Here is a 17,539-nt window from a genome sequence, read left to right as displayed (position 1 = left end):
GCGGCCCCAGCCGCGCGACCCCTGACGCACGCGCGCCCCGCAGGTCGGCCGCGGCGTCACTCGCCCGAGGACGCGGCGGCCGCGGGAAGCGCGAACGGGTTGTCGGCGGCTGCCGCCAGCAGGTACCACGCGGTCGTGCCCGTGTGCAGGCTCGCGTAGTAGAGGTCGCCGAAGCCGGAGTCGAGTCCGTCGGTCGAGGTCGCCACGATGCCCTTGCCGTCGCCGTTCACCGCATCGCGCTGCGCCAGGCGGATGTCCGCGAGCAGCTCGTCGGCCTGGGCGGCGTCGCCCGCGGCATCGCGCAGCCGGAGTGCCAGGGCCAGGTGCCCGCTGCCCTCGAACCACGCCTTGGACACGTCCACATCGCTGATCGAGGGGCCGCGGTACGGGCCGTCCGTGGCCATCAGGTGCCCGAGCGTCCAGTCCAGGGCGGCACCGTAGCGGGCGTCCCCCGTGCCGAGCGCGCTCCAGGTCTGCGCATCGAGCGGGACGGGACGGGTGTTGACCGTGCTGCCGTCGAGCAGGGTGCCGGTGTCGACGTGGCCGTCCGCGCTCTGCATCGCGGCGACGAATCCGGCGGCGACGGCCGAGCGCTGCGCCCACACGGCGTCGCCCGTGAGCTGGGCGAGCTGGGCGAAGAAGCCCGCGACGTCGGTGTTGTGCTCCGTCGACTTCCACTCCAGCGAGGCCCCGGTGTCGGTCTGGCCTCCCGTATAGCCGTACGGCGCCCTGGTCATGTCAGCGGTGTTGTCCTGGATCCAGTTCGCGGTGCGCAGCGCGCCGTCGAGGTACCGCTGCTCGCCCGTCGCGTGGAAGAGGCGCGCGAGGGCCATGCCCACCCAGGCCTGGTTGCCGGTGAAGCTGCCGGGCCCGGTGATCTCGACGCGCCCCTGACGGATGCCGTGGGGCTCGTAGGAGGCGCGCGTGCGCCCGTCGCCGATCGGGTCCTCCTCCTGCACGAACAGCAGGGTGTCGCCGATCGCGCGGGCGCGGCGCAGGTCATCCGGCAGGCCGCGGGCCGTGTAGGCGATCACGACCAGCGCGTCGTCGTACACGAAGGAGGGGGTGAAGTCCCACGTCGGGGTGGTGAAGAAGCCGCCCTGATAGCTGCGCGGGAGGCAGTGGCCCGCGCCGTCGCAGAACTCGTCCACCCTGGCGTCGAGGAACTCGTAGGCGAGTGCGACGGATGCCGCGGGGTCGGCCGTCACGTCGGTTCCGGTCTCGGCGCGCGGCGCCCGACTGTCCGACATCGCGGGTGCGGCGCCGAGCAGGACCACGGCGGCGACGAGCGCGGCGACGGCGCTGATCGGGGCGGAACGGCGCACGGCGACCAGGGGCGACACGACACGAGCGGTGCCCGGTCGGCGCGGGGGACGGGACGGAGCGGGGGGCACGTTACCGAATGTGCCAGATCGCGACACGCCGCTGAAGAGCCTTTCGTCCACATCTCCCGTGCGATATGGCGAGGGCCCGCGCGTGTAGCAAAGCCGACCCGGGCGTGCAAGGCGTTTGCGGCCTCTCGGCAACGATCCGACGATGGGAGCCAGTCCACGATCCCCCGGAAAGGACGACCATGTCCCGCGACCAGTACACCTTCACGAACCCCGCCGAGCTCTACGCCGACATCCAGCCGCAGAAGCAGCACATGCCGGAGCCGGGCCTCGACGCCGACCTGACCCCGAAGGCCGACCTCGGCGAGGACACCTACCGCGGCACGGGGCGTCTCACCGGACGCAAGGCCCTGATCACCGGGGGCGACTCCGGCATCGGCGCCGCCACCGCGATCGCGTTCGCCAGGGAGGGCGCCGACGTGGCGATCTCCTACCTGCCCGAGGAGGAGGAGGACGCGAGCCGCATCGCCGGACTCCTCCGCGATGCCGGAGCGACGGTCGCCACGATCCCCGGCGACCTGCGCGACCCGGAGTACTGCCGCACGCTCGTGGCCGAAGCCGTGGCCGCCCTGGGCGGGCTCGACATCCTCGTCAACAACGGCGGCAAGCAGGTGTACCGCGAGTCGCTGACCGACCTGACCGACGAGCAGTTCGACGACACGTTCAAGACCAACGTGTACGCCATGTTCTGGATCACGAAGGCCGCGCTCCCGCACCTGCCCGCCGGGTCGACCATCATCAACACCACGTCCATCCAGGCGTACTCGCCGTCGGACATCCTGGTCGACTACGCCTCCACGAAGTCCACGATCAACGCGTTCACGAAGGGTCTCGCTCAGCAGCTCGCGCCGAAGGGCATTCGCGTGAACGCGGTGGCGCCGGGCCCGATCTGGACGCCGCTGCAGCCCAGCGACGGACAGCCCCAGGAGAAGATCGAGAAGTTCGGCGAGGACACGCCCCTCGGCCGCATGGGGCAGCCGGCCGAGCTCGCGCCGGCATATGTGTTCCTCGCGTCGCCGGAGTCGAGCTACGTGATCGGCGAGACGCTGAACGTGAACGGCGGCATGCCCACGCCGTGACCGTGCCCCCATCGCCCGGCCGCTGTCGGCGACGGGAGCCGCCGGGCGATGGAAACAGCACGCCACCGACCGGGTACGCGGACTGCTCCGAACCGATTCGATCCGCGTGGTGGTGAGAGTGTAAGCGTTTGCAGTAGCCTGTTCGCATGGCACAGCTCGAACAGTTCGCAGCCCCCGGTACCGAGTGGTGGCGCAGCGCCGTCATCTACCAGATCTACCCCCGCTCCTTCGCGGACGCGTCGGGCGACGGCATCGGCGACCTGCCGGGGATCACGCGCCGCCTCGACTCCCTGCAGGAGCTCGGCGTCGATGCGATCTGGCTCAGCCCGTTCATGACGAGCCCGCAGCGCGACGCCGGCTACGACGTCGCCGACTACCGCGACGTCGACCCGCTGTTCGGCACCCTCTCCGACTTCGACGACATGCTCGCCGCCGCACACGACCGCGGCATCCGCGTGATCGTCGACCTGGTGCCCAACCACTCGTCCGACCAGCACCCGTGGTTCCAGGCGGCCCTCGCCGCGGGACCGGGCAGCCCGGAGCGCGCGCGCTACATCTTCCGCGACGGCAGGGGCGAGAACGGCGAGCTGCCGCCCAACAACTGGGAGTCGGTGTTCGGCGGCGGCATGTGGCAGCGCGTGACCGAGGCCGACGGCACGCCCGGCCAGTGGTACCTGCACATCTTCGACGCCACGCAGCCCGACTTCGACTGGAACAACGAGGAGGTGCAGGAGGAGTTCCGCTCCATCCTGCGCTTCTGGCTCGACCGTGGGGTCGACGGCTTCCGGGTCGACGTGGCCCACGGCATGATCAAGACCGAGGGGCTGCCCGACTACACGCCCCCCACCGACGCCGACTCCATGGGCGGTGGCGAGTCGAACGTGCCGTACTGGGGCCAGGACGGCGTGCACGAGATCTACCGCGACTGGCACCGCGTGCTGGCCGAGTACGACGGCGACCGCGCGCTGTGCGGCGAGGCCTGGATGCCGACGCTCAAGGAGACCGCGCTGTGGGTGCGGCCCGACGAGATGCACCAGACCTTCAACTTCCCGTACCTCATGACCGAGTGGGACGCGAAGGCCCTGGGCGATGTGATCCGCGAGTCGCTCGACGAGTTCGGCGCGGTCGGCGCGCCCAGCACCTGGGTGCTGTCGAACCACGACGTCGTGCGCCACGCCTCGCGCCTGGCCCTCACGTCCGAGAACCCGCAGGGCGAGGGCATCGGGCCGAACACGCCCGACAAGCCCGACACCGCGATCGGCCTGGCGCGCGCCCGCGCCGCCACGACCCTGATGCTGGCCCTCCCCGGCTCGGCGTACCTGTACCAGGGCGAGGAGCTCGGGCTGCCCGAGGCCATGGAGATCCCGGACGAGTTCCGGCAGGATCCCACGTGGTTCCGCACCAACGGCGAGCGCTACGGCCGCGACGGCTGCCGCGTGCCGCTGCCCTGGGAGGCCGAGGCCCCCGCGTTCGGCTTCAACGACACCGGGCTGTCGTGGCTCCCGCAGCCCGCGGACTGGGCGGCCCATGCGCGCGACGTGGAGGAGGTCGACCCCGCGTCGACCCTCGCCCTGTACAAGCGCCTGCTCGCCGGGCGCCGCGAACACGGCTTCGGCACCGGCTCCCTCGTGTGGGAGGAGGCGGGGCCCGACGCGGTCGCGTTCCGCCGCGGCGAGGTGCACGTGCTCGCCAACCTCGGCACCGCCCCGCTCCCCCTGCCGGACGGCGCCCTGATCGTGCTGCGCAGCCAGCCCTTCGACGGCCCCGACCTGCCGGTCGACACCGCCGTCTGGTACACCACCGCGGCCTGACCCGCCGTTCCCGTCGCGGTCGCAGACGCTGCCCGCAGCGCGCGACCGCGACGGAACAGGAACCCCAGGAGGACCCATGGCGAGCATCGACGAGGTCGCCCGGCTCGCCGGCGTCTCCACCGCGACCGTCTCCCGCGCGCTGAGCGGACGAGGGCAGGTCTCGGAGTCGGCGCGCGAGCGCGTGCGCGCGGCCGCGCAGTCGCTCGGCTACGTGGTGTCGTCGCGGGCCTCGAGCCTCGCCTCGGGTCGCACGCGCAACATCGGCGTGGTGGTGCCGTTCCTCGACCGGTGGTTCTTCAGCACGGTGCTGTCGGGGGTGTCCGCCGCGCTCATGCGCGCCGGCTACGACATCACGCTCTACAACATCACCGCCGACGAGGACGTGCGCCGCGACGTGTTCGACACGTTCCTGCGGCGGCAGCGCGTGGACGCGGTGATCGCCGTGTCGATCGAGCTCGACGAGGACGAGACGCAGCAGCTGCTCGACCTCGGACTGCCGGTGATCGCGATCGGCGGCCCGAACCCGAAGCTCGACACGCTCACGGTCGACGACGTCGCGGTCGCGCAGCTCGCCACGGAGCACCTCATCGGACTCGGCCACACCCAGATCGCGCACATCGGCGCGAACCCCGAGTTCGACCTCGACTTCCACATCCCCACCAACCGCCGACTCGGGTTCGAGCGGGCCCTCGCGACGGCCGGGATCCCGCTGCAGCCGGCGTTCCTCGAGCCCGCCGACTTCACGGTCGAGGGCGGCTACCGGGCCGCGAAGCAGCTGCTGGGCCGCCCGGGCCCGCGCCCGACCGCGGTGTTCGCCGCCTCGGACGAGATGGCGATCGGGGCGCTCCTCGCCGCCCGCGACCTCGGATTCCGGGTGCCTGAGGACCTGTCGATCGTGGGCATCGACGGCCACGAGCTCGGCGAGTTCTTCCGTCTCACCACGGTCGACCAGTTCCCCCTCGGGCAGGGCGAGCGCGCGGCGGATGCCGTCCTGGCGAAGCTCACCGATCCCGAGGCCGTACGGCCCCCGGCCGCGCTGCCGTACGAGCTCAACGTGCGCGGCACGACCGCCCGCCTGGTCTGACCCGCTGCGGCCGAGACGGCCCCCGCGGGAATCACCCTGGTGATCCTGCGAGAGCCACCTGTCCCCCCCTTTGCGCCCTCGATACCGTGCCGAGCAGACACGTGTTTCGACCGGAGGGAGACATCATGGCTCGGGAGTTCCAGGGGAAGATCGCGCTCGACGTGCGGGATTCGACACCGGATTGGGGGGCGTACGAGCCGACCAAGGCTCCGGAGGGTGCACCCAACGTCCTGGTCATCCTGTTCGACGACACGGGCCTCGCGGCGTGGGAGCCGTACGGCGGGCGCATCCACATGCCCACGCTCCAGCGCCTCGCCGACAACGGCCTCACCTACTCGCAGTGGCACACGACCGCCCTGTGCTCACCCACCCGGTCGACGTTCCTCACCGGACGCACGCACCACCAGAACGGCTACGCCACGATCTCCGAGTCCGCCACCGGGTTCCCCGGCTACAACGGGCACATCCCGAAGTCGAACGCACCGCTGGCACGCATCCTCCGCGACAACGGCTGGTCGACGTACTGGGTCGGCAAGAACCACAACGTGCCGATCAACGCGATCTCCAGCGGCTCCGATCGCAGCGAATGGCCCCTCGGGCACGGCTTCGACCGGTTCTACGGCTTCATCGGCGGTGAGACCAACCAGTGGTACCCCGATCTGGCCGTCGACAACCACTACATCGACCAGCCCTACCAGCCCGAGGACGGGTATCACCTGTCCAAGGATCTCGCGGACCAGGCGATCCGGATGCTGCGCGACGCGAAGCAGTCCACCCCGGACAAGCCCTGGTACCTGTGGTTCTGCCCCGGCGCGAACCACGCCCCGCACCACGCCCCGCAGGAGTACATCGACAAGTACAGGGGGATGTTCGACGACGGCTACGAGGCGTACCGCGAGTGGGTGCTGCCGCGCATGATCGAGCGCGGCATCCTGCCGGAGGGCACGCAGCTGACCGACATGAACCCGATGACGCCCGGCACGTTCGCCGAGGTCGACAGCGTGCGCCCGTGGGCGGAGCTCACCGACGAGGAGAAGGCGCTGTTCTCGCGGACCGCGGAGGTGTACGCGGGGTTCAGCGAGTACACCGACGCGCAGGTCGGCCGCATCATCGAGCACCTGGAGAAGTCGGGACAGCTCGACAACACGCTCATCATCTACGCGGCGGACAACGGCGCCTCGGGCGAGGGCAGCCCGAACGGCTCGATCAACGAGAACCTGTTCTTCAACGGCTACCCCGAAGACGTCGCGCGCAACCTGACGATGATCGACAAGCTCGGCGGGCCCGACGCCTACAACCACTACCCGACGGGCTGGGCGATGGCGTTCTCCACGCCGTTCCGCATGTTCAAGCGCTACTCCTACGCGGGCGGCTCGGCGGACCCGCTGATCATCCACTGGCCCGCGGGGATCACGGCGCGCGGCGAGGTGCGCAGCCAGTACCACCACTGCACCGACATCGTGCCGACGATCCTGGAGGCGTGCGGCGTCGAGGCGCCGACCGTCGTGGACGGCGTGGAGCAGACGCCGATGCCCGGCGTGCCGATGAACTACTCCTTCGACGCCGCCGACGCCCCCACCACCAAGCAGACGCAGTACTACGAGATGCTCGGCACCCGCGGCATCTGGAGCAAGGGGTGGAAGGCCGTCGCCGAGCACGGCCCCGTCCCGATCGGCCTGGGGCACTTCGACGAGGACCGCTGGCAGCTGTTCCACGTCGACGAGGACCGGGCGGAGGCCGTCGACCTCGCCGACCAGTACCCCGAGAAGCTGGCGGAGCTCACGGCGCTCTGGCTCGAAGAGGCGAAGAAGTACGACGTGCTGCCCTGAACGACCTGGGCGTCGCCGACTTCATCAAATACGAGTACCACCTGCCGGTGCCCGCCGACGGCCGCTTCACCTACTACCCGGAGACGACCGAGGTGCAGGAGCAGCTCGCCGCGCGCACGCAGCAGGTGTCGTTCAAGATCCTCGCCGAGGTGGACTTCACCGCGGCGACCGAGGGCGTGATCGTCGCCCAGGGCTCCCGATTCGGCGGTTACAGCCTGTACGTGCAGGACGGCACGCTGTCGTTCGTGTACAACTTCCTCGGCATCCCGCCCGAGCAGCGGGTCAGCACCCCCGCGCCGACCGAGGGCCGGCACATCGTCGGCGTCGGCTTCGAGAAGGAGGGCACCGGCGACCACGGCGAAGCGCTCGGCACGCTCACGCTCTACGTCGACGACGAGGCCGTCGAGTCGATCCCGATCCGCACCCAGCTCGGCCGCTACGCCCTCACGGGCGAGGGACTGAGCGTCGGCTACGACTCGGGCGACACCGTGACCACCGCCTACCCCAACCGCTTCGCCTTCACGGGCGGTGAGATCCACCAGGTGGTCTACGACGTGGCCGACGACCACTACGTCGACGTGGAACGGGAGTTCGCCGCGAAGCTCGCCAGCGACTGAGGCCCCGCGACTCCGGCGCGCTACCGCACCGTGCCGTCACGCCAGGTGCGGTAGCCGCCGTCGAGGTTGCGCACGTCGCGTCCGTGCTGCCGCAGCAGCCGCGTCGCGATGTGACCGCGGAGCCCCACCTGGCAGTGGACGACCAGCGGCCCCGCCGGCAGCTCGTCGAGGCGGTCGCGCAGCTCGTCCAGCGGGACGTTGAGCGCGCCGGGGATCGCGCCGGCCGCGTGCTCCGCGGGGGAGCGCACATCGATGAGCACGGCCCCGGCGCGCACGGCGTCGTCGAGCCCGTGCCACTGCACGGTGGGGGTGGTGCCGGTGCGCGTGTTCTCGGCCACGTAGCCGAGCATGTTGACCGGGTCCTTCGCCGAGCCGAACTGCGGCGCATAGGCGAGCTCGAGCCGGGCGAGACCCGCGGCCGTGACGCCCGCCTGCATCGCGGTGGCGATCACGTCGATGCGCTTGTCGACCCCGTCGCGACCCACCACCTGCGCTCCGAGGATGCGGTCGCTCGCCGGGTCGGCCAGCAGCTTCATCGACAGCGTCTCCGCACCGGGGTAGTAGCCCGCGTGCGAGCCCGGGTGCACGTGCACGGCGTAGAACTCCCGGCCGGCGGCGCGGAGCTGCCGTTCGCTCCAGCCGGTCTTGGCGAGCGCGAGCCCGAACACGCCCACGATGCCGGTGCCGACGGCCGGTGACGCAGCCTCGACCCGGCCCGCGATGAGGTCGGCCACCATCCGGCCGTGCCGATTCGCGAGTCCCGCCATCGTGATGAGTGCGGGGCCGCCGCCCACCAAGTCGCTCTTCTCGACACCGTCGCCCACCGCGAACACGTCGGGGGCGCTGGTGCGGCAGGCGTCGTCCACCGCGATCCCGCCGGTCTCGCCGATCCGGATGCCCGCGTCCCGCGCGAGCCCGACCTCGGGCACCACTCCCGACGCGTCCACCACGAACTCGGCGGCCACGACGGTCCCGTCGCTCAGGGTCACGGCACCCGGCGCGGACGCGGTGATCTCGACGCCGAGCCGTACGTCCACCCCGCGCCCCCGCAGCTCCTCGGCGAGCGGTGCGACCATCTCGGGGTCGAGCGGGGAGAGCAGCTGGGGCCCGCGCTGCACGAGCGTGACCGCGGCGCCACGGGCGACGAGGTTCTCGACGGCCTCCAGCCCCGTGTAACCGCCGCCGACCACGACCACGGGCAGCCCGGATCGTGCCGCGGCGTGGATCGCGTCGGCATCGTCGACCGTGCGCAGGCTGCGCACGGGCGGTCCCGCGTCGGGCTCGTCGCGGCGCGGGCGGGCTCCGGTGGCGAGCACGAGGCGATCGTACGGCTGGCGCATCCGCTGCCCGTCGGGCCCTTCGACCTCGACGACGCGGCGGTCGGTGTCGATGTGCACGACCTCGTGGCGCACGCGCACGTCGAGCCGGAAGCGGCGGTGCAGCGACTCGGGGGTCTGCAGCAGCAGCGCCTCGCGGTCCTGGATCACCCCGCCCACGTAGTACGGGAGGCCGCAGTTGGCGTATGACACCTCCGGCCCGCGCTCGAAGACGACGATGTGCGCGGACTCGTCCAGTCGGCGCAGTCGGGTGGCGGCGGACATCCCGCCCGCGACCCCGCCGACGATCACGACCGTGAGGGGCGCGGCGCTCATCGGCCGAACAACCGCGACAGGAAGCCGCCGGCGGGCTGCTCGTCGGCGTGTCCGCCGCACCAGTCCGACCTCGGTACGGTCTGGCGGACGGCGTCGACGTGCTGACCACATCCCGCCCAGGTGGTCTTTCCGCAGGTTCGGCAACGGACGGCTCGGCACATGGGTGACTCCTCTCGATACCCCGGTGGGTATCCATCACTATACCCCTGGGGGTATAGTGGAGTTCTCAGCCGACGATCAGGGAGCCGCCATGTCTACCACCGATGCCGAGACGCAACGCAAGATCGCCAACCGCCTCAAGCGCGCACAGGGTCAGCTCGGCGCCGTGATCGCGGCCGTCGAGGCCGGCAGCGACTGCCGAGCGGTCGTCACGCAGCTCTCCGCCGTCACCTCCGCGCTCGACAAGGCGGGCTTCCAGATCATCGCCACCGCGATGAGGGACTGCCTCGACGGCCCGGAAGAGGAGGACGGCGTCTCCCTGCCTGAGCTCGAGAAGCTGTTCCTCTCGCTCGCCTGACGGCGGGCCGGACCGCCGCCGGGCGGTCGGGGTCAGACGGCGGGGACGTGCGGCAGGGCGTGGAACCGGCGGTCCACGTACACCAGCGGGCGGGCGGGTCGCCCCGGCAGCACCTCCAGGACCTCCGCGATCACGACCGTCGAGGAGCCGACGGGCACGGTGTGCAGCGGGCGGCAGCGCAGCGCGACCCTCGCCTCCGGGAGGTGCGGCTCGCCGGTCGGCAGCGTCGTCCAGCCCTGCTGCGACGTGAACCGCTCGGCACCGCTCACGGCGAAGCTCTGCGCGAGGTCGGAGTGCTCGTCGTCGATCAGGTGCACCACGAAGCTCGGCGCGGACAGGATCGCCCCGGCGCTCCCGGTCGCCCGCGTGACGGAGAACATGATCGCGGCGGGATCGACCGCCACGGACGACACGCTGGAGGCGGTGAGGCCCACCGGACCGTCGGGGCCCTGAGCCGTGATGATCGCGACACCGGCGGGGTGCGCGCGGAACGCGGCCTTGAGTCCCTCGCCGACGGCGGACGGGACGGGGGCGGCGGGGTGGGGGCGGGGGTCGATGGTCATGCGGGGAACTTCCGGGTCACCCATTAACCGTAAGACCTCAAGCGCGCTTGAGCTCAAATCGAGCGATTCCGTCCGGCCGCCCTCGGCGCGTCCGCCTCAGCCGATGCGGAACCCCGCCGCCAGCAGCACCTCCTCGCGCGAGCTCGGGCCGACCAGCAGCGTGAACGCGCCGGGCTCCACCCGGCGCAGCCCCGCCGCATCGACGATCGTGCACTCGGCGGCCGGCACCTCCACCCGCACCCGCACCGACTCCCCCGGCGCCACGTCGACCTGGCGGTACGCCTTGAGCTCCCGGTCGGTCCAGCTCACGCTCGTGACCTCGTCGCGCACATACACCTGCACGGTCTCGCGCGCGGGCCGGGCTCCCGTGTTCGTCACGGTCACGTGACCGACGACCGTGTCGTCCGGGGTGAGAGCCTCCGCCTCCAGCTCCAGGTCGGAGTACTCGACCGTGGTGTACGAGCGCCCCTCGCCGAACGCCCAGGCGGGCGACTGCGTGAGGTCGGCGTACCGGTCGCCGTGCTGTCCGCGGATCTGGTTGTAGTAGGTCGGCTGCTGTCCCACGTGGCGTGCGAACGAGATCGGCAGCCGGCCGGACGGCTCGACCAGGCCCGCCATGACCTCGGCCAGCGCGCGACCACCCTGCATCCCGGGGTTGGCCGCCCAGATCACGGCCGCCGCGCGCTGCGCCGACGCCGGGAGCACGAGCGGCTTCGACGCGAGCAGCACGATCACGACCGGCGTGCCGGTGTCGATCAGCGCGTCCAGCAGCGCGTTCTGGCCGCCGATGAGCTCGAGCGTGGCCGTCGAGCGGCCCTCACCCACGAGCTCGATCCGGTCGCCGACCACCGCGACCACGACGTCGGCGGCCTCGGCGTCGGCCACGGCCTCCGCGATCATGGCCGCGTCGGGCGCGCACGGCCGCACCACCGGCGGCCGCGGCTGCTTGTCGGGGAAGTGCGTGCCCCGCGGGTCGTCCTCGAGGGTGAGGATGTCGGCGCCGCGCGTGTGCGTCACCCGCCAGCCGTCCACCGCGCGCAGCCCGTCGAGCACGGTCGTGATCATGTCGCGCGGCTGCCCGTCGAGCCACCCCGCCTGACCCGAACCTCCCGCCCAGTCGCCCAGCTGCGTCTGCGCGTCGTCGGCCAGGGGTCCCGTCACGGCGATGCGCAGCGGGGCGGCGGGGTCGAGCGGCAGCACGCCGTCGTTCTCCAGCAGCACGAGGGAGCGTCGCGCCGTCTCCAGGTTCAGCTCGGCGTGCGCGGCGCTGCCCACCACGGACGACAGGTCTGCGCGTGGCAGTCGCGGATCCTCGAACAGCCCGAGCTCGAACTTGAGCGTGAGGATGCGGGCGACCGCGTCGTCGAACGCGTCGTCGGGCAGCAGCCCCTGAGCCACCGCGTCGAGCGCGCCCTCGAAGAACCCGGGCGTGGTCATGACCATGTCGTTGCCCGCGCGCACCGCGGCCGCGGCCGCCTGGGTCAGGTCGGGCTGGATGCGCTGCTCCCACACCATGCGCCCGACGTTGTCCCAGTCGGTGATGAGGGTGCCGGTGTACCCCCACTCGTCGCGCAGCACGTCGCTGAGCAGCCAGTCGTTCAGGGTGATCGGCACGCCGTCGGTGGTCTGGTAGCCGAGCATGAACGTGCGGCAGCCCTCGCGGGCCACGCGCTCGAACGGCGGGAGGAACCAGGAGCGCAGCTTGCGGCGGGAGATGTCGGCCTCGCTCGCGTCCCGTCCGCCCTGCGTCTCGGAGTACCCCGCGAAGTGCTTGGCGGTCGCGAGGATCGCGGTCGGGTCGTCGAGCCCGTCGCCCTGGTAGCCGCGCACCATGGCGCTCGCGAGCTCGCCGATCAGGAACGGGTCCTCGCCGAACGTCTCGTTGATCCGGCCCCACCGCAGGTCGCGCGCGATGCACAGCACCGGCGAGAAGGTCCAGTGGATGCCGGTGACCGCGACCTCCTCGGCGGTCGCCCGCGCGACACGCTCCAGCAGCCCGGCGTCCCACGTCGCTGCCATGCCCAGCTGGGTGGGGTAGATCGTCGCACCCGGCCAGAACGAGTGGCCGTGGATGCAGTCCTCGCCCACGAGCAGGGGGATGCGCAGGCGGGTCTGCGCCGTGAGCTCGTTCGCCCGCACGATGCGCTCGGGAGACGTGTGCAGGATCGAGCCGACGTGACGCCGCAGCACGTGGTCGTCGAGGTCGTCACGGGCGTCGAGCTGCAGCATCTGCCCGACCTTCTCCTCCACGCTCATGCGGGAGAGGAGGTCGGCGACCCGCTCGGGGATCGGCAGGGAGGGGTTCTGGTACGGAAGGGTGGTCGTCGGGAGCAGAGAGGTCATCACTTCGTGTTCTGTGTCGTCGTATCGGTGGTGTCGGTCGCCGGCAGGGGGACGGAGCGCACGGCCGTGACCGGCGCGTTCACGTCGAGCCCCTTCTTCTTCATGGCCCGTGCGCGCTCTCCGGCGGAACGCAGCCGCGGGTTCACATACTCGTCGATCCCGAAGTTGATCAGCGACAGGGCCACGCCGATGATGGCGATGCAGAGCCCCGCGGGCACGTACCACCACCACAACCGGGGGAAGGCGCCGTTCTGCTGCGCCCAGAACAGGATCGTGCCCCAGTTGAGGTTGCTCACCGGGATCACCCCGATGAACGCGAGCGTCGTGAGGCCGAGGATCGCGGCGGTCACGGTGCCGACGAAGCTCGACGCGATGAGCGCCATCAGGTTCGGCAGCATCTCGACCGTGATGATGCGGCGCAGCGGTTCGCCGTTGGCGCGGGCGGCCTGGATGAAGTCGCGGTTGCGCAGCGACATGGTCTGCGCCCGGAGCACGCGCGCACCCCACGCCCACCCGGTGAGCCCGAGCACGGCGGCGATCACGATCAGCGGCGGGTTGTCGAACTGCGACGCGATGATGATGATCAGCGGGATGCCGGGGATCACGAGGAAGACGTTGGTCAGCGCCGACAGCGACTCGCTCTTCCAGCCGCGCACGTACCCGGCGATCACGCCGACCGTGATGGCGATGATGGTGGCGATGAACGCGGCGAGGAAGCCGACGACGATCACCCCGCGCGTGCCGTAGATGATCTGGCTCAGCACGTCCTCCCCCATATGCGTCGTCCCGAGCCAGTGCTCCCACGACGGCGGCTGGCGGAGCGCGGTGCGGTCCTTCTGGGTGGGTCCGTACGGGGCGATCCACGGGGCCAGGATCGCGACGAGCACGAAGATCCCGAGGATGATGAGCCCGGCCAGGGACTTCGGGTTGCGGAACATCGCGAACGCCTGGCCGAGCTGCGACCGGAACGTCGCGCGGTGCGGGTCGCCCGACGGCGCGGTGCGCAGGGTCGCGGTCTCCGGCATGCCCGAGGCGACCGGCGAGCCGTCGGGGGCGGTGCCTGCGGCGGTGGTGGGAACGGTCATGTCAGGCCTCCGTCTGGCGGGTGCGCGGGTCGAGGTAGGCGTAGACCACGTCGGCGAGGATGTTGGCCACGAGCACCGACAGCGTGATCACCAGGAACACGCCCTGCATGAGCGCGAAGTCCTTGGCGTTGGTGGCGTCGAGCAGCAGCTTGCCGACACCGGGATAGCTGAACACCATCTCCATGACGATGGTGCCGCCCACGATGAAGCCGATCGACAGCGCGAAGCTCTGGATCTGCGGGAGCACGGCGTTGCGGGCGGCGTAGGCCCACAGCACGCGCCGGTTCGGCATGCCCTTCGCCTGCGCGACCGTGATGTAGTCGTCGTCGAGCACGGTCAGCATCATGTTGCGCATGCCGAGCACCCAGCCGCCCAGCGAGGCCACCACGATGGTGAGCGCGGGCAGGGTGCCGTGCATGATCACCTGCCCGATGAAGTCCAGGCTCCACTCCGGCGACTGCCCCTTGTCGTAGGCGTGCGACGACGGGAACCACTTGAGCGTCGACGAGAAGACGGCGATCGCGATGAGCCCGAGCCAGAAATACGGGATCGTGTTGAAGAAGGTGGTCACCGGGATGATCGCGTCGAGCTTGCTGCCCCGCTTCCACCCCACGATGGCCCCGGCGACCGTGCCGATCGCGAACGAGATGATCGTCGCGATGCCGACCAGCCCGAGCGTCCACGGGAGGGCGGAGGCGAGCACCTCAGCGACCGGACGCAGACCGTGCAGCGTGGAGATGCCCAGGTCGCCGCGCAGCAGCATGCCCCAGTACTCGACGTACTGCTGCCACACCGATTTGTCGGAGTCGATGCCGAGCAGGATGCGCAGGGCATCGGCGGCCTCCGGGCTCACGTTGGGGTTGCGCGCGAGGTACGAGCTCACCGCGTCGCCCTTCATGAGCCGGGGCAGGAAGAAGTTGATCGTGATCGCCGCCCACAGGGTGAAGAGGTAGAAGCCCGCGCGCCCGGCGAAGAAGCGCCACGGCACGCGACGCCGGCCACGGTCGACCGCCGTCGCGGTGGTGCCGACCTCGAGGGCGTCGCGCGCGACGAGGTCGTTGTCGTCCAGCTGGGGGAAGGCGGTACTCACCGCGCACCTCCGTTCGTGGTGGCGGCGAAGTGCTTCTCCGGGTCGGGAGAGGCGGCGCGCAGCTCGCGGGTGTAGGGGTTCTGCGGGTTCAGGATGACGTCGTCGGCGGTGCCGTACTCGACCACGCGGCCCTGGTTGAGCACCATGATCTCGTCGCTGAAGTGGCGGGCGGTGGCCAGGTCGTGCGTGATGTAGAGCACGCCGAGTCCCTCGTCACGCTGCAGCTCGGCGAGCAGGCTCAGCACGCCGAGACGGATCGACACGTCGAGCATCGACACGGGCTCGTCCGCCACGAGCAGCGACGGGCGGGAGGCGAGGGCGCGGGCGATGGCCACACGCTGCCGCTGGCCGCCCGACAGTTCGTGCGGGCGGCGGTCGATCACGGCGTCGGCGTCGAGCCGCACGCGCGCGAGCAGGCGCCGCACCTCGGCATCGGTGTCCTTCTTCGGCACGACGTCGTCGAGGCGGATGGGGCGCTCCAGGTGGTAGCGGATGGAGTGGGAGGGGTTGAGCGAGGCGAACGGATCCTGGAACACCATGCGCAGCTGCTGGCGGTAGCTCCGCAGCCCCCTGCCGCGCCGCGGGATCGGGGTGCCGTCGAGCAGCACCTCCCCGCTGGTGGGGGTCTCGAGCTGGGTGAGGATCTTCGCGATCGTGGACTTGCCGCTGCCGGACTGCCCGACGAGTCCGATCGTGCGGCCGGACTCGAGGGTGAAGCTCACGTCGTCGAGGGCCTTGATCTGGCCGGCGCCGCGCACGGTATAGCTCTTGGTGACGTGTCGGAACTCGAGCGTGGTCATCGCACCAGCACCCCTCTCTCGCCGGTCAGCCGGGGGAACGACGACAGCAGCCGCCGCGTGTACTCGTGCTGCGGCGCGTTCCAGATGCGCTCGGCCGTGTCGAGCTCGACGATCTCGCCCTCGCGCATGATCGCGATGCGGTCGCTGATCTCGAGCAGCAGCGGCAGGTCGTGGGTGATGAAGACGACCGAGAACCCGAACTCGCGCCGCAGCTGCGAGATCTGCTTCAGGATCTCGCGCTGCACCAGCACGTCGAGCGCCGTGGTGGGCTCGTCCATCACCATCAGCTGCGGACGCAGGGCGAGCGCCATCGCGATCATCACGCGCTGGCGCATGCCGCCCGACAGCTCGTGCGGGAAGGACCGGTGGCGCTGGCGGCCGACCTTCACGATCTCGAGCAGCTCCTCCGCCTCGGCCCTGCGCTGGCGGCGGTTCATGTCGGGACGGTGGATCTCGAACACGTCCTCCAGTTGCGAGCCGACCGTGGCGACCGGGTTGAGGGCGTTCATCGCGCCCTGGAACACCATCGACACCTTGTCCCAGCGGAATCGCTGCATCGCGTCCACGTCGAGCGCGTTGATGTCGATGTCCGCTCCGGAGGCATCGTGGAAGGTCACACTGCCCCCGGTGATGACGGCGGGAGCACGCAGCAGCCGCTGCACGCCGTAGGCGAGCGTGGTCTTGCCGCAGCCGCTCTCCCCGGCGAGCCCGAGGATCTCGCCGCGCTGGAGTTCGAGGGTCACGTCCTTCACCGCCGAGACGGGCGTATCGACGTCGTACACGACCGAGAAGTCGCGCACGGTGAGCAGGGGGTCTGGCATGGGGTGTCCTTCGTGGGAGGCGTCCGTCGTCTCGTCGCTCTGCTTCTCGCTCAGGAACCGGTCGCCGAGGGCGAACCGGTCCCTGAGCGGTCGGAGCGAGACGACGGGTCTACTCGGCGGGCTTCAGCTTCGTGAGGATCTGCACGATGTTCGGCTGCGTGGGGTCGGCCGACGCGTACGTGTCGGTCTCCGACGGCCAGCCGACGTAGTTGCGCGTGTTGAACTCGCCCAGCAGCGGGTGGGCGCCCAGCGGGATGGCCGGCACCTGCTCCGAGAAGATCGTCTGCAGCGTGTCGATCGCGGCGGTGCGCTCCTCGTCGGACGAAGCGTTCGCGTACGTGTTCAGCGCCGTCGTCGCGGCGGGGTCGTCGAAGCGGCCGAAGTTGAAGCCGGCCTTGCCCTCGGGGGAGATCCACCGCGGGTCCATGGTCGAGGTGTACAGGCCGTAGGCGGTGCCGCTGTCCTCCAGCCAGTGGATGATCGCGGAGAAGGTGCCGTTGTCGCGGGGGTCGGCCCAGCCGCCCCAGTCGGGCATGTCGATCTTGACCTCGGCGCCGATGCCGTCCTTCACGTCTTCGGCGATGAGCTCCTGTGCGGTGTTCCAGTCGCTCCAGCCGGACGGGACGGAGAGCGTGAACGACACGGGCGTGCCGTCCGGGTCGATCAGGGCGTCGTCCTTCCAGGTGTACCCGGCGGTCTCGAGCAGGTCGCGCGCCTTGTCGGCGTCGACCTTGTAGTCCACGCCCTGGAACTCGGGCTGGATCTCGTCCTCGAGGATCGACGACAGGCCGGTGACCGACCAGACGGGCTCACTGGCGCCTTCGCGGGCGATGTCGACGTAGGCGTCGCGGTCGATC

16 protein-coding genes are annotated in these 17,539 nt (G+C 70.9%); 6 read left to right on the top strand and 10 right to left on the bottom strand.

Annotated features, from left to right (window positions below; all coding sequences use genetic code 11):
* Positions 1-56 precede the first annotated feature (56 nt).
* Positions 57-1,343, bottom strand: a complete 1,287-nt coding sequence (locus DW309_RS12860; RefSeq protein ID WP_240745333.1) for a YyaL domain-containing protein — start codon at positions 1,341-1,343, stop codon at positions 57-59.
* Positions 1,344-1,573: 230 nt separating this feature from the next.
* On the opposite strand from DW309_RS12860, the gene DW309_RS12855 reads away from it, so the two are divergent.
* The 5 genes from DW309_RS12855 (at position 1,574) to DW309_RS20050 (ending at position 7,811) form a co-directional block, all read left to right on the top strand.
* Positions 1,574-2,470 carry an SDR family oxidoreductase gene (locus tag DW309_RS12855; protein ID WP_136045604.1) on the top strand — a complete coding sequence of 299 codons (897 nt, stop codon included), beginning with the start codon at positions 1,574-1,576 and terminating at the stop codon, positions 2,468-2,470.
* A gap of 146 nt (positions 2,471-2,616) precedes the next feature.
* A complete protein-coding gene (locus DW309_RS12850; protein ID WP_136045603.1) occupies positions 2,617-4,281 on the top strand; it encodes a glycoside hydrolase family 13 protein in 1,665 nt (554 codons plus the stop codon).
* Between the two features lie 76 nt (positions 4,282-4,357).
* The gene (locus DW309_RS12845; RefSeq protein ID WP_136045602.1) at positions 4,358-5,365 is read left to right on the top strand and encodes a LacI family DNA-binding transcriptional regulator; all 1,008 of its coding nucleotides are present in this window, start codon (positions 4,358-4,360) and stop codon (positions 5,363-5,365) included.
* Positions 5,366-5,490: 125 nt separating this feature from the next.
* On the top strand, positions 5,491-7,194 hold the full coding sequence (locus DW309_RS12840) for an arylsulfatase (protein WP_240753211.1): 1,704 nt from the start codon (positions 5,491-5,493) through the stop codon (positions 7,192-7,194).
* Between the two features lie 47 nt (positions 7,195-7,241).
* Positions 7,242-7,811: a hypothetical protein gene (locus DW309_RS20050; protein WP_240753210.1), complete on the top strand. Its 570-nt coding sequence runs from the start codon at positions 7,242-7,244 to the stop codon at positions 7,809-7,811.
* Positions 7,812-7,831: 20 nt separating this feature from the next.
* Here the strand turns inward: DW309_RS20050 and DW309_RS12835 are convergent, their stop codons facing one another.
* Complete coding sequence (locus DW309_RS12835) at positions 7,832-9,463, bottom strand: FAD-dependent oxidoreductase (protein WP_136045601.1); 1,632 nt, start codon at positions 9,461-9,463, stop codon at positions 7,832-7,834.
* Positions 9,460-9,624 (bottom strand): DUF8730 family Cys-rich protein, encoded by a 165-nt coding sequence (locus DW309_RS20265; protein ID WP_524538340.1) that lies wholly within the window; start codon positions 9,622-9,624, stop codon positions 9,460-9,462. Before DW309_RS20265 ends, DW309_RS12835 begins: the two co-directional genes overlap by 4 nt.
* Positions 9,625-9,713: 89 nt before the next feature.
* On the opposite strand from DW309_RS20265, the gene DW309_RS12830 reads away from it, so the two are divergent.
* Positions 9,714-9,980 carry a metal-sensitive transcriptional regulator gene (locus tag DW309_RS12830; protein ID WP_136036129.1) on the top strand — a complete coding sequence of 89 codons (267 nt, stop codon included), beginning with the start codon at positions 9,714-9,716 and terminating at the stop codon, positions 9,978-9,980.
* Between the two features lie 32 nt (positions 9,981-10,012).
* Here DW309_RS12830 and DW309_RS12825 read toward each other — a convergent pair whose 3' ends face one another.
* The 7 genes from DW309_RS12825 to DW309_RS12795 form a co-directional block, all read right to left on the bottom strand.
* Complete coding sequence (locus DW309_RS12825; protein WP_136032772.1) at positions 10,013-10,543, bottom strand: flavin reductase family protein; 531 nt, start codon at positions 10,541-10,543, stop codon at positions 10,013-10,015.
* Between the two features lie 96 nt (positions 10,544-10,639).
* Positions 10,640-12,886: an exo-beta-d-1,3/1,6-glucosidase gene (locus DW309_RS12820; protein WP_136045600.1), complete on the bottom strand. Its 2,247-nt coding sequence runs from the start codon at positions 12,884-12,886 to the stop codon at positions 10,640-10,642.
* A complete protein-coding gene (locus DW309_RS12815; RefSeq protein ID WP_205812758.1) occupies positions 12,886-13,971 on the bottom strand; it encodes an ABC transporter permease in 1,086 nt (361 codons plus the stop codon). Before DW309_RS12815 ends, DW309_RS12820 begins: the two co-directional genes overlap by 1 nt.
* A 1-nt stretch (position 13,972) precedes the next feature.
* Positions 13,973-15,061, bottom strand: coding sequence for an ABC transporter permease (locus DW309_RS12810; RefSeq protein WP_136032768.1), 1,089 nt, complete (start codon positions 15,059-15,061; stop codon positions 13,973-13,975).
* Positions 15,058-15,861 carry an ABC transporter ATP-binding protein gene (locus DW309_RS12805; RefSeq protein ID WP_136032766.1) on the bottom strand — a complete coding sequence of 268 codons (804 nt, stop codon included), beginning with the start codon at positions 15,859-15,861 and terminating at the stop codon, positions 15,058-15,060. The genes DW309_RS12810 and DW309_RS12805 overlap by 4 nt, the downstream gene beginning before the upstream one ends.
* The gene (locus DW309_RS12800) at positions 15,858-16,682 is read right to left on the bottom strand and encodes an ABC transporter ATP-binding protein (protein ID WP_136045599.1); all 825 of its coding nucleotides are present in this window, start codon (positions 16,680-16,682) and stop codon (positions 15,858-15,860) included. Before DW309_RS12800 ends, DW309_RS12805 begins: the two co-directional genes overlap by 4 nt.
* Positions 16,683-16,791: 109 nt before the next feature.
* Positions 16,792-17,539 (bottom strand): ABC transporter substrate-binding protein (locus DW309_RS12795; protein WP_240753209.1); only part of this gene is annotated, 748 nt, incomplete at its 5' end.

The sequence above is a fragment of the Microbacterium sp. K41 genome (assembly GCF_004794395.1).
GTDB classification, from domain to species: Bacteria; Actinomycetota; Actinomycetes; order Actinomycetales; family Microbacteriaceae; genus Microbacterium; species Microbacterium sufflavum.
This window is presented reverse-complemented; position numbering and strand designations above follow the sequence as displayed.